Source organism: Microbacterium sp. SL62 (genome assembly GCF_026672635.1).
Taxonomy (GTDB): Bacteria; Actinomycetota; Actinomycetes; order Actinomycetales; family Microbacteriaceae; genus Microbacterium; species Microbacterium testaceum_A.
Map to the genome: position 1 here is coordinate 1,297,933 of NZ_JAPPRM010000001.1, position 17,237 is coordinate 1,315,169.

The 17,237-nt window shown below is 70.7% G+C and carries 15 protein-coding genes; 4 read left to right on the forward strand and 11 right to left on the reverse strand.

Going from position 1 to position 17,237, the window contains the following annotated elements; all coding sequences use genetic code 11:
- The first annotated feature begins 34 nt into the window (after nt 1-34).
- Genes OVA26_RS06115 through OVA26_RS06125 form a run of 3 tightly spaced genes read left to right on the forward strand, consistent with a single transcriptional unit; the run spans nt 35 to nt 2,852 of the window.
- On the forward strand, nt 35-436 hold the full coding sequence (locus OVA26_RS06115; RefSeq protein ID WP_268103443.1) for a cytidine deaminase: 402 nt from the start codon (nt 35-37) through the stop codon (nt 434-436).
- Entirely contained in the window at nt 433-1,722 is a 1,290-nt protein-coding gene (locus OVA26_RS06120; RefSeq protein WP_268103444.1) for a thymidine phosphorylase, read from the forward strand. Before OVA26_RS06115 ends, OVA26_RS06120 begins: the two co-directional genes overlap by 4 nt.
- A gap of 23 nt (nt 1,723-1,745) precedes the next feature.
- On the forward strand, nt 1,746-2,852 hold the full coding sequence (locus OVA26_RS06125; protein WP_056226753.1) for an adenosine deaminase: 1,107 nt from the start codon (nt 1,746-1,748) through the stop codon (nt 2,850-2,852).
- Nucleotides 2,853-3,162: 310 nt separating this feature from the next.
- Here OVA26_RS06125 and OVA26_RS06130 read toward each other — a convergent pair whose 3' ends face one another.
- The 8 genes from OVA26_RS06130 to OVA26_RS06165 form a co-directional block, all read right to left on the reverse strand.
- Entirely contained in the window at nt 3,163-4,011 is an 849-nt protein-coding gene (locus tag OVA26_RS06130) for an endonuclease domain-containing protein (RefSeq protein WP_268103445.1), read from the reverse strand.
- Nucleotides 4,012-4,242: 231 nt separating this feature from the next.
- Nucleotides 4,243-5,025 carry an alpha/beta hydrolase gene (locus tag OVA26_RS06135; protein ID WP_268103446.1) on the reverse strand — a complete coding sequence of 261 codons (783 nt, stop codon included), beginning with the start codon at nt 5,023-5,025 and terminating at the stop codon, nt 4,243-4,245.
- A 21-nt stretch (nt 5,026-5,046) separates the two neighbouring features.
- On the reverse strand, nt 5,047-6,198 hold the full coding sequence (locus OVA26_RS06140; RefSeq protein WP_268103447.1) for a mannitol-1-phosphate 5-dehydrogenase: 1,152 nt from the start codon (nt 6,196-6,198) through the stop codon (nt 5,047-5,049).
- Nucleotides 6,195-6,632, reverse strand: coding sequence for a PTS sugar transporter subunit IIA (locus OVA26_RS06145; protein WP_056226758.1), 438 nt, complete (start codon nt 6,630-6,632; stop codon nt 6,195-6,197). Before OVA26_RS06145 ends, OVA26_RS06140 begins: the two co-directional genes overlap by 4 nt.
- Before the next feature lie 105 nt (nt 6,633-6,737).
- A complete protein-coding gene (locus tag OVA26_RS06150; protein ID WP_268103448.1) occupies nt 6,738-8,402 on the reverse strand; it encodes a PTS mannitol transporter subunit IICB in 1,665 nt (554 codons plus the stop codon).
- 94 nt (nt 8,403-8,496) lie between these two features.
- The gene (gene ptsP, locus OVA26_RS06155) at nt 8,497-10,182 is read right to left on the reverse strand and encodes a phosphoenolpyruvate--protein phosphotransferase (protein ID WP_268103449.1); all 1,686 of its coding nucleotides are present in this window, start codon (nt 10,180-10,182) and stop codon (nt 8,497-8,499) included.
- 14 nt (nt 10,183-10,196) lie between these two features.
- Entirely contained in the window at nt 10,197-10,472 is a 276-nt protein-coding gene (locus tag OVA26_RS06160; protein ID WP_056226762.1) for an HPr family phosphocarrier protein, read from the reverse strand.
- A gap of 20 nt (nt 10,473-10,492) precedes the next feature.
- Nucleotides 10,493-10,819 carry a PTS sugar transporter subunit IIB gene (locus OVA26_RS06165; RefSeq protein ID WP_056226764.1) on the reverse strand — a complete coding sequence of 109 codons (327 nt, stop codon included), beginning with the start codon at nt 10,817-10,819 and terminating at the stop codon, nt 10,493-10,495.
- Between the two features lie 150 nt (nt 10,820-10,969).
- Between OVA26_RS06165 and OVA26_RS06170 the strand changes: the two genes are divergently transcribed.
- Nucleotides 10,970-12,937 carry a BglG family transcription antiterminator gene (locus OVA26_RS06170; RefSeq protein WP_268103450.1) on the forward strand — a complete coding sequence of 656 codons (1,968 nt, stop codon included), beginning with the start codon at nt 10,970-10,972 and terminating at the stop codon, nt 12,935-12,937.
- 326 nt (nt 12,938-13,263) lie between these two features.
- Here OVA26_RS06170 and OVA26_RS06175 read toward each other — a convergent pair whose 3' ends face one another.
- The 3 genes from OVA26_RS06175 to OVA26_RS06185 all read right to left on the reverse strand — a co-directional run bounded on the left by OVA26_RS06175 (nt 13,264) and on the right by OVA26_RS06185 (nt 17,192).
- Nucleotides 13,264-13,815: a hypothetical protein gene (locus OVA26_RS06175; protein ID WP_268103451.1), complete on the reverse strand. Its 552-nt coding sequence runs from the start codon at nt 13,813-13,815 to the stop codon at nt 13,264-13,266.
- 855 nt (nt 13,816-14,670) lie between these two features.
- On the reverse strand, nt 14,671-16,329 hold the full coding sequence (locus OVA26_RS06180; protein ID WP_268104882.1) for a phospho-sugar mutase: 1,659 nt from the start codon (nt 16,327-16,329) through the stop codon (nt 14,671-14,673).
- Between the two features lie 29 nt (nt 16,330-16,358).
- Nucleotides 16,359-17,192: a purine-nucleoside phosphorylase gene (locus OVA26_RS06185; protein ID WP_056226767.1), complete on the reverse strand. Its 834-nt coding sequence runs from the start codon at nt 17,190-17,192 to the stop codon at nt 16,359-16,361.
- Nucleotides 17,193-17,237: the final 45 nt, after the last annotated feature.

The window sequence follows — 17,237 nt, forward strand, 5'->3', positions numbered from 1 at the left end:
CCCTTCCCTTCACGAGAGGATCCACCACTCCACGATGACCGACATCGACTGGGACGAACTCCGTTCGGCCGCCACGGATGCCATGCACCGCGCTTACGCGCCCTACTCCCGATTCAAGGTGGGAGCCGCCGCGCTCGTCGCCGACGGACGGATCGTCTCGGGGTGCAACGTCGAGAACGCCTCCTACGGCGTGACGCTGTGCGCCGAGTGCGGACTGGTGTCCGACCTGCACATGAGCGGGGGCGGCCAGCTGGTGGCCTTCGTCTGCGTCGACGGTGAAGGTCGCACGCTCATGCCGTGCGGTCGCTGCCGTCAGCTGCTCTTCGAGCACGCGATCCCGGGCATGCTGCTCGAGACCGTCAGCGGCATCCGGACCATCGACGACGTGCTCCCCGACGCCTTCGGACCCCGCGACCTCGAGGAGGCGGCACGATGAGCGCCGAGCAGTACGACGCCGTCGACATCATCCGCGCCCAGCGCGACGGGCGGGCCATCACCGAGGGCGAGATCCGCTGGCTGGTCGACGCCTACACGCGTGGGTACGTCATGGACGCGCAGATGTCGGCGTTCACCATGGCGGTCCTGCTGAACGGCCTCGGCCGCGACCAGATTCGCGTGCTCACCGACGCGATGATCGCCTCGGGCGAGCGCATGGACTTCGGCTCGCTCGGCAAGGTCACCGTCGACAAGCACTCCACCGGGGGCGTGGGCGACAAGATCACCCTCCCGCTGGCTCCGCTCGTCGCCGCGTTCGGCGTCGCCGTCCCGCAGCTCTCGGGCCGCGGTCTCGGTCACACCGGCGGAACGCTCGACAAGCTCGAGTCGATCCCCGGCTGGCGCGCGGCGCTGTCGAACGACGAGATCATGGCGCAGCTGCGCGACGTGGGTGCGGTCATCTGCGCCGCGGGCACGGGCCTGGCTCCCGCGGACAAGAAGCTGTACGCGCTTCGCGACGTCACGGGCACCGTCGAGGCGATCCCCCTGATCGCGTCGAGCATCATGTCGAAGAAGATCGCTGAGGGCACCGACTCGCTCGTGCTCGACGTGAAGTTCGGCTCCGGCGCCTTCATGCAGGACATCGACCGTGCGCGTGAGCTCGCCGAGACGATGGTGGCCCTCGGCACCGACTCGGGGGTGAACACCACGGCCCTGCTCACCGACATGAACACCCCGTTGGGACGTGCGATCGGCAACGCCAACGAGGTGCGCGAATCGGTCGAGGTGCTCGCCGGTGGCGGCCCCGCCGATGTCGTGGAGCTCACGGTCGCTCTGGCGCGCGAGATGCTCAGCCTCGCGGGGCAGCCGGACGCCGACGTCGAGGCGGCCCTGTCGGACGGGCGCGCGATGGACGTCTGGAAGCGCATGATCCGCGCGCAGGACGGAGACCCGGATGCCGCCCTCCCGACGCCGCGCGAGACGCACACGGTCGTGGCCGAGCGCTCGGGCGTCGTCACGCGCGTCGAGGCCCTGCCCTTCGGCATCGGAGCCTGGCGCCTGGGCGCGGGCCGCGCGCGTGCCGAGGACGCCGTCGTGCACGCGGCGGGCATCGACCTGCACGTGACCGTCGGTCAGACGGTCGCCGCCGGTCAGCCGTTGTTCACCCTGTCGGCGGACGATGAGTCGCGCTTCGAACGCGCCCTCGGCGCCGTCGAGGGCGCCCTCGAGATCGGCGACACCGCGCCCTCGGCGTCCCCGATCGTGCGCGAGCGCATCACCGCGTGATGGCATCCGGAAAGAGGAGCACCATGGCATCCGACGACCTCCGCATCGGCGGCCGGAAACTGCGCGATCTTCCGAAGGTCTCGCTGCACGATCACCTCGACGGCGGTCTGCGCCCGCAGACCGTCCTCGAACTGGCCGACGAGGTCGATCTCGACCTCCCCGCGGACGACGCGAAGGGTCTCGAGGCCTGGTTCTCGGACCACATCGACGGCGGCTCTCTCGAGGACTACCTCGAGAAGTTCTCGGTCACCGTCGGCGTCATGCAGACGCGAGAGGGCCTCGTGCGCACGGCGAAGGAGTTCGTCGAAGACCTCGCCGCGGACGGCGTCGTCTACGGCGAGGTCCGCTGGGCGCCCGAGCAGCACCTCACGCGCGGGCTCAGCCTCGACGAGGTCGTGGATGCCGTGCAGGAGGGCATCGAAGCGGGAGAGGATGCCGCGGACGCCCGCGGTCGCGACATCCGCGTGGGGCAGTTGCTCACAGCCCTGCGGCACAACGACAACGCCCGCGACATCGCCGAGCTGGCCGTGTCGTGGCGGGGGCGCGGCGTGGTCGGCTTCGATCTGGCCGGCCCCGAGGACGGGTTCCTGCCGCAGCGGCACCGCGAAGCGTTCGACTACCTCGCCGAGCAGTTCTTCCCCACCACCGTGCACGCGGGGGAGGGGGCGGGGCTGGCATCCATCCGCTCCGCTCTGCTCGATGGACGGGCGCTCCGCCTCGGTCACGGCGTGCGCATCGCCAACGATCTCGACGTCGTCTCGCGCGAGGGCGAGGAGGTGCAGGTCACCTTCGGCGACCTCGCCCGCTGGGTCCGCGACCGAGAGATCACGCTTGAGCTATCGCCGACGTCGAATTTGCAGAGCGGGGCCGTCACGGCCTGGGGCGACACGATGGACGCCCACCCGTTCGACCTGCTGTACCAGCTCGACTTCTCGGTCACCGTGAACGTCGACAACCGCCTGATGAGCGCGACGACGCTCACGCGCGAGCTGGGTCTGCTCGCTCAGGCCTTCGAGTACGACCTCGATGACCTCGAGGCCTTCCAGCTCAACGCGGCCGCCGGGGCCTTCCTGCCGGTGGAGGAGCGCGAGGAGCTCATCGAGATCATCTCGGAGGGTTTCCAGCGCTGACGCGCGGACGAGGCGGCGCTCATCGTTTCGATGGGCGCCGTCGTCGTTCGCAAAGGCGGCGGGAATGTCGCACGGCGCGCGAAACTCCTGAGGTCTGCGCTCTTACACGGCCCCGGGGCCCTGTAGTCTGCCTCGGCTGCCCCGCCTCTCAGGAGTTTTTGCCCGCCGGGTCCGCCGCCGTCGGTGCGGGCGGGGTGGCTGTCGGTCGGACGCAGGAGCGGGGCGCCCGAGTGAGCGGCGCGCGAAACTCCTGACGGTTGCGCCTGACCGCGGTCACACGGGCGGGTCGCAGTCCTGTGGGGTCGAAAACTCAGGAGTTCGGCCCGGGAGCGCCGTGCGCCAGGATGCGCCCGAGTGCGGCGCGGACACGGTCCGGACGGTACAGGATGTCCTCGGCGAGCAGCCGCAACGTCGCATAGCCGCGCTCCAAAGCTTCCATATCGCGGCGACGATCCTTCTTGTGAACGTGCCAGCCGCTGTGGAACTGCTCGCTGTCGCACTCGACGATGAGCCATCCATCGACCAGCAGGTCGACACGCCCCACGCCGCCGATCTGAACCTGTAGTTCGACACGGCAGCCGAGCTGACGCAGAAGAAGGCGAGCCAGCGACTCTGTCCCCGCTTCGGCACGCGAGTCCAGCAGTGGGCGCAGGGCGTGGAATCGATGGGGGACACGTGCGAAGACCTCGCTGACGTCTGCTTCATCGACGAGCCCGAGGTGCCAGGCGTTGTCGAGCGTGGCGACCGCAGACCGTGGCGGTTGGCACCGTATGGCCTGCGCGAGCGCTTCGACGACGTCGACCGCGGCGCGGTCCCGTGGCGCTGACGACGGACGCCAGTGGTAGATAACGTCGCGGGGTGCCGGAGGTCGGCGGCTCGCCAGCGGGTCCTGCTGCACATGGCGGTGCGAGTGATGATGGACGAACACCCCGCGCAGGGCCAGGAGGGTGACGCAGTCCAGTCGCCCACCCAGACGCGCCGCTGCGACGATGTCGTCGTGCGCGCCCGCCGCGACGAACCGCCCTTGCCGCACGCGCGTCAGAACGCCGTCTGCGACGGCGCGGTTGAGAGCGCGCCGCGTCCACCCGGCAGCGTGAAGTTCGTGGGTCGTCCAGACGGACTCCCGGTTCTCGTCGCGCCAAGGATCAAGGGACGTCATCCGCTCACACTGGTCGGTCTGGTCGCCCCCAGGGCGGCGAGGGCCCGAGCTGTGGATAACGGATGCTGGGGAGGAACCGGTGCCTCAGCCCTCGCTCGTGCCAGACTCCTGACTTTTCGCGCCAGACGGGCCTGCTGCCCCGCCGACGGCGATTGAGCGGAGAGATTCTCAGGAGTTTCGCTCGCGCCGCCGTCCGCCTGCCCCGCGACGACTGGCCGCCGGGCCGGCGCGTCAGGGCCGGGGGAGGAAGCCGGCGAGCTGCGCGGCGATCACGCGGTCGACCTCGGCCGGTTCCGCCGTCGGGGTGCCGTCGCCCGGCTGCGGGCCGTACGCGCCGAAGGAGGCGTGCGAGGCGCCGGGGATCTCGACGAAAGTCGTGTTCGCCGGGAGTTCGCCCTTGGCATCCGCGATCTTCTGCGGCGTGGACAGGCCGTCCTCCGAACCCGACAGACTCAGAACGGGCAGACCGGATGCCGAGAGGTCGTTCGCGCAGTACGAGGCGAACAGCACGAGGGCATCGGCGTCGGGTGCCAACTGGCACGCCCGCACGCCGCCGAGGGAGTGACCGCCGACCGCCCAGGTCGACACGTCGGGGGCGAGGCCCGTGAAGGTCGACAGCGGCCGCGGGTCGAAGAACGCGAGGTTCAGCCAGGGCTTCGTGATGACGACGGTGACGCCGTCGTCGACGACGGTGTCGGCGAAGGTCGCGATGTACCCCGCGGCCGCGACCTTCGCCCCCGGGATGAACACCAGCCCCTGCCCGGTCGCGCCGGAGGTGGGGGAGAGGACGAGGCCGGACCCGTCGTCGGTGATGGTGAGCCCGGGGTTCGCCTGCGCTTCAGACAGCGGCTCGGGTTCGGCGCCCATGACGCCCACCTGGCTGTAGATCAGGATGCCGCCCACCAGCAGCACCACGATCGCGCCCAGACCACCGAGGATCCAGCGCAGAAGACGACGACGCCGGCGGGGCGCTCGGGGCGCTCCGCCGGCGTCGGACGGGGTCGTGTCGGTCACCTCTCGAGGGTAACGCGGGGCTCAGGCGGGCAGTGCCGCCTTGCGCGCCGCGACGATCTCGACGATGCGCGCGTACAGCGCGTGCTCGGGGTCGAGGCCGGTGACCTCCGCCGTGAACGCCTCGGCATCGAGTTCGCGCAGCATGCGCTGCAGGTCGACGGCCTGGGCGTCCTCGGCGTCCGAGAACTCGAGTGCGGCGGCCATGGCGGCGACCAGGGCGTCGACGGGCAGGCCCCGCTCCACGGCCTCGGCGGCGGGTCCGACGAAACGCTCGTGACGCGAGAGCTTGCGCAGCGGCTGACGCCCCACGCGCCACACCGTGTCGGGCAGGGCGGCGTTGCGGAAGCGGCGCAGGATCGTCGCGCGGTACTCGCCCTGCACGCCGGCATCCAACTCGTGCTTCTCGACCAGCAGAGCGCTGGTCTCCTCCAGCGCGGCCTCGACCTTCGCCGCGATCTCGGGGTCCGCCAGGGCGTCCGAGATGCGCTCGATGCCCGCCTGCGCACCGAAGTACGCGGTGGTGGCGTGCCCGGTGTTCACCGTGAAGAGCTTGCGCTCGATATAGGGCTCGAGGTCGTCGACGAAGTGCGCCCCGGGGATGTGCGGGGGGTTGTCGCCGAAGGGCGGCCGCTCGATCGCCCACTCGTAGAACGGCTCGACGGTGACGTCGACGCCGCCGCCGGACTGGGCCGGGACGATGCGGTCGACCGCGGTGTTGGCGAAGACCGAACGGGATGCCAAGGCATCCCAGGACTCACCGGCGAGCTCGACCACGTGCTCCCGCAGCTGGTCGGTCGCCCCGATCGCGTTCTCGCACGCCATGATCTGCAGCGGCGCGAGCGAGGGGTCGCGAAGAGCCAGACCCGCCACGATGTGCGGGGCGACGAACTTCAGGATCGTCGGCCCGACGGCGGTGGTCACCACGTCGGCGGTGGCGATCTCGTCGACGAGCGCCTCGGCATCCACCGAACTGTCGATCGCGCGGAAGCCGGTCACCTCCTTGTCGACGCCGCCCTCGCCCACCTCGTGGACGGTGTACGACGACGCGGAGTTGATCGCCTCGACGAGGGCCGCCGACACGTCGGAGAAGACGAGGTCGTACCCGCCCTCGTGCAGGAGCAGACCGACGAAGCCCCGGCCGATGTTGCCGGCGCCGAAGTGGACGGCCTTCATGCGTTGACGGAGCCCGAGAGGGCCTGGAAGAGCTCCTCGGGGGAGGAAGCGGCCTTCAGGCGCGCGACGTCGTCCTCCTCGGAGAACAGGATCGCGATCTGCGAGAGGATCTCGAGGTGCTCGTCGCCCTTGCCGGCGATGCCGATGACGAAGGTGACGGGTTCCCCGCCCCAGTCGACGCCGCCGTCGTAGCGCACGACGGACAGGCCGGACTCGAGGATCGCCTGCTTGGTCTCGTTCGTGCCGTGCGGGATCGCGAGCTCGTTGCCCATGTAGGTCGACACGGTCTCTTCGCGCTGCTGCATGGCGGCGAAGTAGTCGGCGGTGACGGCGCCGGTGGCCTGGAGCAGGTCGGCGGCCTCCTTCATCGCCTCCTCGCGGGTGGCGCTGCCGGGGTGGATGCGGACGGATTCGCTACGGAGGACGTTCGACATGATTCTCGCCTTTCTCGTCGTGCTGTCCAGCCTCGCAAACCGCGGGCCGGACGGGAAGACGCCAGGGGCCGGGCTGACGCACCGACCCCTGGCGTGCTAGGGGAATTACTTGGCTTCGTGCTGAGCGCGCACCATCTCCACGACCTCGTCGTACTTCGGCGAGTTCATGAAGTTGTCGACCGACACGTGGAGCGAGTCGGGCGACTGCGCCTTCGCGCGGTCGGTGAGCTGGTTCTGCGTGATGACCAGGTCGGCCGAGCCGTCGAGGTTCGCGATCGCCTGGTTGGTGACCGTGACGCCGTCGATGCCGGCCTTCTTGATCTTGTTGCGCAGGACGCTGGCGCCCATGGCCGAAGAGCCCATGCCGGCGTCGCAGGCGAACACGATGTTGTTCAGCTGCTTGGTCGCCACGGCGCCGGCGGTGCCGCCGAGGGCGGCGTCGACGTCGCGGTCGGCCGCCTCGGTCGTGCCCGAGCCGGTCGTTCCGGCGGCGCGGGTGCGGAGGGCACCGAGGGCGGAGGACTCCTTGCCCTTGTTCGCGGCGGTCTGGTCGATGGCCGCGGCGAAGCTGTCGCCCTCGGCCTCCTGGTCGCGCTTGCGCGAGGCGCGGAGGATGACGCCGGCCACCAGGAAGGTCACCGCGGCGGCCACGACGACCGACAGGTAGACCACGAGGAGGTTGGCGGGACCGGCGCCGATGGCGGCGACGGTGACGGCGATGATGCTGCCGGGAGCGGCCGGGAAGGCCAGTCCGCCCTGGAAGATCATGTTCGTCGCGACACCCGAGGCGCCACCGGCGATCAGCGCGAGGATCGTCATGGGCTTCGCGAGGGCGTACGGGAAGTAGATCTCGTGGATGCCACCGAGGAACTGGATGATGATCGCGCCGGGAGCCGAGGCCTTGGCCGCACCGACACCGAAGAAGGTGAAGGCGAGCAGCAGGCCCAGGCCGGGGCCGGGGTTCGCCTCGATGAGGAACAGGATCGACTTGCCCGACTCCGCCGCCTGCTCGATGCCGAGCGGGGTGAAGACGCCGTGGTTGATGGCGTTGTTGAGGAAGAGCACCTTGGCCGGCTCGACGATGATCGACAGCACCGGCAGCAGGTTGAACTGCACAAGGAACGCGACGATGCTGCCGAGGACCGCGCTGATGCCGAGGAACACGGGACCGAAGGCGAAGAAGCCGACGATCGCGAGGATCATACCCAGGATGCCGGCGGAGAAGTTGTTCACGAGCATCTCGAAGCCGGGGCGGATCTTTCCGTCCCACAGCTTGTCCATCTGCTTGGTGACCCAGGCCGCGAGCGGGCCCATGATCATCGCGCCGAGGAACATCGGGATGTTGGTGCCGACGATGACGCCCATCACGGCGATGGTCGCCACGACGCCACCGCGGGCGCCGTAGACGATACGCCCACCGGTGTTGGCGATGAGCAGCGGCAGCAGGTAGGTGATCATGACGCTGACCAGGCCGACGTAGCCCTGGTAGGTGCTGCCGTCTTCGTTCGCCGTGAGCGCGGTCATCGCCCCGGGCCAGTTGATGGTCGCGGCGTTTCCGCCTCCGCCGAGGATCTCGGCGACGGGGGCCCAGTGCCAGCCGAAGGGGCTGTTGGCACCGAAGAATCCGGCGGGGATGAAGAGCATGGTGATGAAGCCCCATGCGATGAATGCCGCGATGTTCGGCATGATCATGCCGGAGAGGAACGTGCCGAATCGCTGAACCGCGATCCGTGCCCCTCCCGGCTTCTTGGTGGGTGACGTCGTCGTCATTGCTGTGTCTCCTTGACTGACTGCACGGCCGGGGCCGTATGGGGGTGCGGCTGACGCCGCGGTGTCGACGGGGCGGCCGGAACCGCCCCGGGGTTTACGGGGTGTGGACGAGGGTGGAGGCGGCCTGCGCTGCCTCGCGGGCGGAGGCCGCGTCATCCGCGGCCAGGGCGGCCTCGGCGATGCGGCGGGCATCGTCGAGAGTGTGGGTGAGCAGGGTCGCGCGCACGTCGGCGAGGGCTGTGGGGGCCATCGACAGCGTGGTGGCACCGAGCCCGACGAGCACGACGGCGAGCATGGGGTCGGCCGCGGCCTCGCCGCAGATGCCGACGGGCTTGCCGTGCGTGCGGCCCGCGGCCCCGACCTCGCGGATGAGGCGGAGGACGGCCGGATGCCACGGGTCCTGGAACGACGCGACCGAGCCGAGCAGGCGGTCGGCGGCGAGCGTGTACTGCGTCAGGTCGTTCGTGCCGATCGAGGCGAAGTCGGCGATCTCGAGGATGCGGTCGGCCAGGAGGGCCGACGAGGGGACCTCGACCATGACGCCGGTGGTCTTCAGGCCGTAGTCCTTCGCCAGCGCGGTGAAGTACCGGGTCTCTTCGACGGTCGAGACCATGGGCGCCATGACCCACAGGTCGGCGGGGCCAGCCTCGGACGCCCGGGTCGCGGCATCCGCTTCGGCGAGAGCCGTCAGCTGCTCGCGCAGGATGTCCTCGCTGGCACGGAGGGCGCGCAGGCCCCGCAGACCCAGCGCGGGGTTCTCCTCGTGCGCGTCGTTGAGGAACGGCAGGGGCTTGTCGGCGCCGGCGTCGAGCACGCGCACGACGACCTTCTTGCCGGGGAAGGCGCTGAGCAGCTCGGTGTACGCCGCGCGCTGCTCCTCGACGGTGGGGGCCGAGCTGGAGCTGAGGAAGAGGAACTCGGTGCGGAAGAGGCCCACGCCCTCGGCGCCGAGCTCGACGGCCTCGGCGGCTCCGCCGGGCTTGCCGAGGTTGGCCAGCAGCGGAACCTTCGTGCCGTCGGCGAGGGCGCCGTCGGTGATGGGGGCGGATGCCGCGGCTGCGCGCGCCTCGGCACGGTTGGCGGCTCGCGCCTTCTCGTCGTCGCTCGGGTCGACGGTCACGACGCCGGCGGCGGCATCGACGATGACCGACTGCCCGTCGACGAGGTCCTTCGCTCCGGCCGCGCCCACGACGGCGACGATCGACTTCTCGCGCGCGAGGATCGCGGTGTGCGAGGTCGGGCCGCCCTCGGTGGTGACCAGGGCCAGCACCTTGTCGAGGTCGAGCAGGGCGGTGTCGGCGGGGGCGAGGTCCTTCGCGACCAGCACGAAGGGGTGACCAGGATCCGGGATGCCGGGAGCGGCGACGCCCCGCAGACGCGCGATCACGCGCTGGGCGACGTCGTCGAGGTCGGCCGCGCGCTCGCCGAGGTAGCCGCCGAGGGCCACGAGCTGCTCGCGGAACGAGGCGAAGGCGTCGTGCACGGCGAACTCGCCGGTCTTGCCGGCGGCCAGGCGCGCGTCGACCTCGGCTTCGAGGGTCGGGTCTTCGGCGATCATCGCCTGCGCCTCGAGCACGTCGCGGGCGGCGCCGCCGGCCTGGGCGCCGCGGGCTTCGAGCTCGCGGGCGACGGCACCGATGGCCTCGCGCACGCGCGCCGTCTCGTCGTCGACGCTCAGCTCGCTCTTGGCGTCCTTCGGAGCGGGCAGGGGCTCGGCCATGCGCGCGATGGGTCCCTGGGCCACGCCCAGTCCGATTCCGACTCCACGGAGTTCCGTCATGGTGCTGTGTTCCTTTACTCGGCGTCGTGGTCGGTGGTGAGGAGCTCCGCGAGGCGCTCCAGCGTCGCTTCGGCGTTGTCGCCGTCGGCGGTGAGGGTCACATAGTCGCCCTGCTCGAGTCCCAGCGCGATGATCCCGAGGATGCTCGCGGCGTTGATCGGCTTCCCCGCGTCCTTGGCGAGGGTCACCGGGATGCCGGAGTCCTTCGCCGCCTGGGCGAAGAGCTTCGCGGGGCGCGCGTGCAGGCCGTGCGACGATCCGATGCGGACGGTGCGTGTCAGGTGGGGCATGGGTGTCCTCTCCGTCGAGTTCAGATCGTGTCCGCGGGCTGGGCGGAACGCAGGGCGTCCTCGACCAGGGCGAGGGTTCGGGTGCCGCTCTGGTCGGCGAAGACGTCGTCGGGCAGCAGGACGACGGTCACGCCGCGCGGGGCGGCCTCGAGGCGGATGCGCTCGAGTTCGGGCGCGAGGTGCGGGCCGACCAGCACGAGGTCGGCGGCATCGAGGTCGATCGGGAGGGACCGCGAGGTTCCCGCCGAGGCGGAGTAGTCCAGGCCCTTCTCGTGCGCAGCACGACGGACGCGTTGCGCGACGAACGTGCTCGACGCACCCGCTCCACACACCACGAGGATCCTCATCGACCGGCCTTTCTTCCTCTCGATTGTCCGCACCTGTCTCACAGCGGACAACCAGGTTCGTTTCCCACCCCCCGGAACGCGGATGCCGCAGCCGCCTCCTGCGCGCGCCGTCCCTAGCCGCGCCCGGTGCGGACGGGCGTGAAAGGATGGATGGAAGGCTGCCAACCGGGGCGGTGCGGAGGACGGATCGTGACGACGAAGGCTCGCCAAGACCGCCTGCTGGCCCTGTTGCTGCGGGACGGGGAATGGTCGACCGCGGCGTCTCTCGCCGACGCGCTCGGAGTGACCCCGCGCAGTGTCCGGTCCTATGTCACGGCGATCAACGCCCGTGTCCCCGGCGGAGCCGCAATCGAGTCCGGGCCCCTCGGCTATCGCGCCGGGTCCGACGCCGCCGCAGCCCTTCGGGCGTTGACCGGAACGGATGCCGGCACCCCCCGCGATCGTCTGCACACCCTCGTCCGGCGGCTTCTGGATTCCGCCGACGGCATCGACGTCTTCGACACGGCCGACGCCCTGCACGTGAGTGCCGCGACCCTCGAGGCGGATCTGTCACGCGTGCGGGGACTGCTCGGCGGAACGGAGCTGACGCTCGAGCGCTCGGCATCCACCGCCCGCCTGCGCGGAACCGAGGTCGCCCAACGCCGGCTCCTGTCGAAACTCGCGCACGACGAGATGGACGCCGGGCTCTTCGACCTCGACGCCCTGCGGCGCACACTCGGCGAGCAGTCGGTCGGCGCCCGCGCATTCGGGCCGTTCAAAGCCGAACTCGTCGCCGAACTCGGCGCCCTCGGCTACTACGTCAACGAGATCGGCATCGGCGATGTGGTGATGCACATCGCGATCGCCGCCGACCGCACGACGCGCGATCGGGCCCTCGGCTCCCCGGGCGGGGATTCGTCGGATGCCGCGGCCGCCGTCGTCGCCCTGCTCGACCGACTGACGGTCAAGCACATCGGCGTGCAACTCGGCTCGGGCGACCTGCGCCACCTCGCGACCCTCGTGCTGACCCGCATCGTCGCACCCGGCTCCCCGGCCGGCGACGACGTGCGCTCCCGCCTCGACCCGGCGGTCGAGGTGGCCGTCCGGCGGGTCGTCGAGAACGCGGCATCCGAGTTCCTCGTCGACATCGCCCACGACGACTTCATCCTGCGCTTGGCGCTGCACGTGCAGAACCTTCTGCACCGCTCGCGTGAGCAGGCGTGGTCGCGCAATCCGCTCACGCGGTCGCTGAAGTCGACGTACCCGATGATCTTCGAGGTCGCGGTCTACATCGCCAAGGGGCTGCAGGACGGCCTGGGCATCCCGATCCTCGACGACGAGATCGCCTACATCGCGATGCACGTCGGCGGCCGCCTCGAGCGCAGCCGCCGCGCCGACCAACTGCTGACGGCGACGATCGTGTGCCCCGGGTACTACGAGCTGCACGAGCTCCTGCGCTCGAGCGTCGACCGCTCGCTCGGCCAGGCGATCGAGGTCGTGGGCGTCGAGACGCGCATCGACCCGGCGTGGGATTCGATCGAGACCGACCTCGTGCTCACGACCATCGACCCGCCGCGGCCGGGCGACCGCTTCGTGCGGATCCAGCCGTTCCTCACCGACGCCGACGTCGAGCGCGTGCAAGCCGCCGCCGGTCGCATCCGCCGCGGGCGGCGTCTGGCGCGCCTGCGGGCCGAGCTCGAACGGTACTTCGCGCCCGAGGCATTCGTGCGGGGGCTGGATGCCGCTGACGGCGAGGCCGGCGTCATCCGACGCCTCGGCGAGATGCTCGTCGAGCAGAGCGTGATCGACGACGCCTACGTGGCTCGGGCCGTGGAGCGCGAGGCCATCTCGTCCACCGCGTTCACCGACGCGCTCGCCGTGCCTCACGCGATGGGCATGACGGCGACCCAGACCCGCATCGCCATCGGCATCGCCGACCCCTCGATCGCATGGGGCGAGGGTCGCGTGCAGGTCGTGGCGCTCGTGGCCTTCAGCGAGACCGACCGCGAGGCCTTCCAGACGGTGTTCGAGCAGTTCGTCGAGGTGTTCAGCGAGCGCGAGAGCGTGCAGCGCATCGTCCGCCGCGCGGTGTCGTTCCCCGCGTTCCTGGACGAACTGGTCGCGGTGATCGACGGCTGAGGCGGGTCCTCGCCGCCGGTCGAAGCTTGCCCGGCACGTCTCTCACGCGTTGTGGGGCGTAGTTGGTGGTCCCGGGGCGTGGACGGTACCTCTCTCGGTCGTTGTGGGGCGTGATTCGTGGCTCCGGGGCGTGGTTCGTGGTCCCGGGGCCACATCCGCCGCCCCGAACGGCCGCCCCGGCCCCGCTGGGCGACGGCGTGATGTCGAACGGCAGGGGCAGCTTGGCGCACCAGTCGTGCGCTGTGCGCTGTGCGTCTCAGGCTGCGGCTGGCCTGGGCACCGATCCATGACCCACGGATGTGGGCGCGCCTGCTACTCGAAGCGGTTCACGGACGCGGTCCGGGGCGCACACCGAAGGCAGCAAGACGGCGGCCCAGAGCGGCGGCGTCGCTGATGTGTTCCCACCCCCAGCGCACCACGGCGCGCCCCGTGGTGCCTCGAATCCAGTCCTCGCGCCGCTTCTCCGCTTCGACGACCTCGCGAGACGAGCGTCCAGAGGTGTCGGCGAGCTCGCGGTACTTCACCTTGCCGTCGAATTCTCCCCATGCGTTCGCTTCATCGAGCCCGAAGTCGAGCCAGTAGGTCTTACCACGCGGCCCGTCAACGGCAACCTGCAGTGACGGGGAGGCGAAGCCCAGCTCGTCGAGTCGGATTCGGCTGATGCTCTCTCCGGGGCGCTGTGCTCGTCCGTCTGCGAACTCCAGAGCGCGGCGCCCGCGGCGACGTCCGCGCGGAGAGACGTCGAGAGCGTCGATTGCGGACGCGCGAAACGTCGCCGCCTTGTCCAGGTCGTACGTGTTGGATGGTGTCCAAGCGATGGCGCGCAGACCGGCGTCAGCCGCTGAAACGGCCGACTCTCGCGATTCCCATCTCGCCACGTCAGCGACGGTTCGAACGAGTGACGTACATGCGATTCCGTTGATTTCCGTGATGTCATCGGTGCTGAGTTCTCCGCGGTGCCGGACGACGTCAGAAGCAGCGCTCGGTCGATTTTCGGGCGAGCAGACGTGCAGTCGCCCATCATCTGCGAGCAGCGGGAGTCCATGGAGGGCCGCAGCAGTGCGACCGGCGAAAATTGGGCGAGAGGTCGCGACGGCACCGTAGGAGCGTGCCCGAAGGACCACCTGCTCCTCGATCTTTAGATCCTGCAGCTCGGAAGCGCGTGCGAACACACCGCGCCGCACGGCGATGAGTTGGCCGGCCTTCAAAGCGCGGGCGATCTGGCGGGAGTCCCACCCCAGATCCTCCAGGTCACGACGACGACGCAGAGGAACGACGAATGCATTCGACATGGCCTGATCGTTGCGGTCACCGGCGCTCCCTCGCGGACCGGGACGCCCCGACTGCGGACAGAGGGCGCGAACCCGTGGATGGGGAGGAGGGGCGCACCCCGCGGCAGCCTCTTCCCCACCAGGCTGCGGCCATACAGCCCGAGCGCGCTGACATGCCCGTCCGTGGCCCCGGGGCCACGGGGCACGCCCCGGGGCCACAATCTGCGCCGCAGACCGTAGCCAGCAGGGAGGCCCCCTGCGCGCTTCACAGCGCAGCAGCACCAGCGATTCCGCGTCCCCGCATGCTCATGATGCCTGCGGCCACGTCCCCTCAGGCGCGGTGACCTGCTCATTCGTGGCCCCGGGGCCATGGAGTGCACCCCGGGGCCATGGAGTGCACCCCGGGGCCACGGTTCGCGCCCCGAACCGGGTCGGCGCTCGTCGTCCGCCGCGCCGGACCCCTCAGCGCACCGACACCAGCAGCTCTTCGGCCCCGGCGCGCAGGGCCTCGAGACGCCGGCGCGCCTTCTTGGCCGACGAGCCGCGCACGTCGAGGTACAGCTTCAGCTTGGGCTCGGTGCCGCTGGGGCGAACGATCAGGCGGGAGCCGTCGTCGAGCCACAGGCGCAGCACGTCGCCCGGGGGCAGTCCGTCGACGCCGAGCAGCAGGTCGTCGATGCGCGACACGGCGATCTCGCCCACCGCGGCGGGGGGCTGGGCGCGCAGCGCGGCCATGATCCCTGCGATCTCGCTGACGTCGCTCACGCGCACCGAGATCTGGTCGCTCGCGAAGGCGCCGAACGTGTCGCGGAACTCCTGCAGCAGGTCGGCCACGGTGCGGCCCTGAGCGCGAGCCTCGGATGCCATGCCCAGAAGAGCCACGGCGGCCGAGATCCCGTCCTTGTCGCGCACGGTCGTCGGGTTGACGAGGTAGCCGAGGGCCTCTTCGAAGCCGAACACGATGCCGGGCGCCCGCGAGATCCACTTGAACCCGGTGAGGGTGGAGTGGAACTCGAGACCGTAGTGCTCGGCGACGGCCTGGAGTCCGGGCGACGAGACCAGAGAGCAGGCGAGGGATGCCGGCGCCCCGGCGTCTCCGCCGATGCCCGACCCCGCAGCCGCGAGCCGCGCCGCGCGCCACCCCAGCAGCAGCCCGATCTCGTTGCCGGTCAGCCGTCGCCACCCGCCCTCGGAGTCGGCGTCGGGGACCGCGACGGCCAGGCGGTCGGCATCCGGATCGTTCGCGATGACGAGCTCGGCGTCGACGGCGCGCGCGGTCTCGAACGAGAGGTCCATGGCCCCGGGCTCTTCGGGGTTGGGAAACGCGACGGTCGGGAAGCGCCCGTCGGGGTGGATCTGCGCCTCGACGACGGTGGGCTGGGGGTAGCCCGCTTCGGTCAGCACGCGCGAGACGGTCTCCCATCCGACGCCGTGCATGGCGGTGTAGACCCAGTTGAGACCCTCGGCTGCGGCGGGTGCGGGTGCCACCGCGGCGGTCGCGGAGACGTACGCCTCGACGACCGACTCGGGGGCGTTGGCGTAGCCGACCGAGCGGGGGAGGGTGGTGATGTTGCCCTCGTCGGCGATCCGCTGGATGTGGGCGGCGATCTCGGCATCCGCCGGTGAGACGATCTGCGCGCCCTCGTCGGCGCCGCCGAGGTAGACCTTGTAGCCATTGTCGTCGGGCGGGTTGTGGCTGGCGGTGACCATGACGCCCGCGTCGGCACCGAGGTGGCGCACGGCGAAGGCGAGCACGGGCGTGGGCAGCAGGCGGGGGAGCAGGATCGCGTTCAGGCCCGCGCCGGCGAAGATCTCGACCGAGTCGCGCGCGAACACGTCGGAATTTCGGCGTCCGTCGTACCCGACGACGACCGTGGGCGTCTCGCCGCCCGAGCGCTCGAGCAGGTACGCCGCGAAACCGGCCGCCGCCTGGGCGACGAGCACGCGATTCATGCGGTTGGAGCCGGCACCGAGTGTTCCGCGCAGGCCCGCGGTGCCGAAGGCCAGCCGCGTCGAGAAACGATCCTCGAGGGCGGCGGCAGCCTCCGCATCGCCGTCCTCGACGCGCGCGAGCAGCTCCGACAGTTCTTCTCGGGTCACGGCATCCGGATCCTGCGCCATCCAGGCGCGGGCCGCGTCGACGTACGCGCTCACAACGCGCCGATCACACGGGCGAGCAGCGCCGAGATCACGGGCTCGGCCTCGCGGCCGGCTTCGAGCACCTCTTCGTGGCTGAGGGGCGTCTGCTGGATGCCGGCGGCCAGGTTCGTGATGAGCGAGAAGCCCAGGATCTCCATGCCGGCCTGACGCGCGGCGATCGCCTCGAGGGCGGTCGACATACCGACGATGTGGCCGCCGATGGTCTTGGCCATCTGCACCTCGGCGGGCGTCTCGTAGTGCGGCCCGCGGAACTGCGTGTACACGCCCTCGTCGAGCGACGGGTCGATCGAGCGGGCGATGTCGCGCAGGCGCTTCGAATACAGGTCGGTGAGGTCGATGAAGGTCGCGCCCTCGAGGGGCGAGTCGGCCGTGAGGTTGATGTGGTCGCTGATGAGCACGGGCTGGCCGGGCTTCCACGTCTCGCGGATGCCGCCGGCGCCGTTCGTGAGGATCATCGTTTTCGCACCCGTCGCGGCCGCGGTGCGCACGCTGTGCACGACCCGGCGCACGCCGTGGTTCTCGTAGTAGTGCGTGCGGGCGCCGATGACGAGGACGTTCTTGCCGCCGGGGGTGCGGACGCTGCGGAGCGTTCCGACGTGCCCCTCGAGGGCGGGCTTGGAAAAACCGACGACCTCGGTCGCGGGGAACGACGCCGTCTCCTCGCCGATGAGCTCGGCGGCGCGTCCCCAGCCGGACCCGAGGGTCACGGCGATGTCGTGGTGCTCGACGCCCGAGAGGCGGGCGATGTCGGCAGCCGCGGCGGCGGCGATCTCGAACGGGTCGACCGCGGGGTCGTCGAGCGGGTGTGAGGTGCTGTTGGACATTCCCCCACTCTAGAAACTGCGGGGCCTGCGGGCCAGACGGCACAC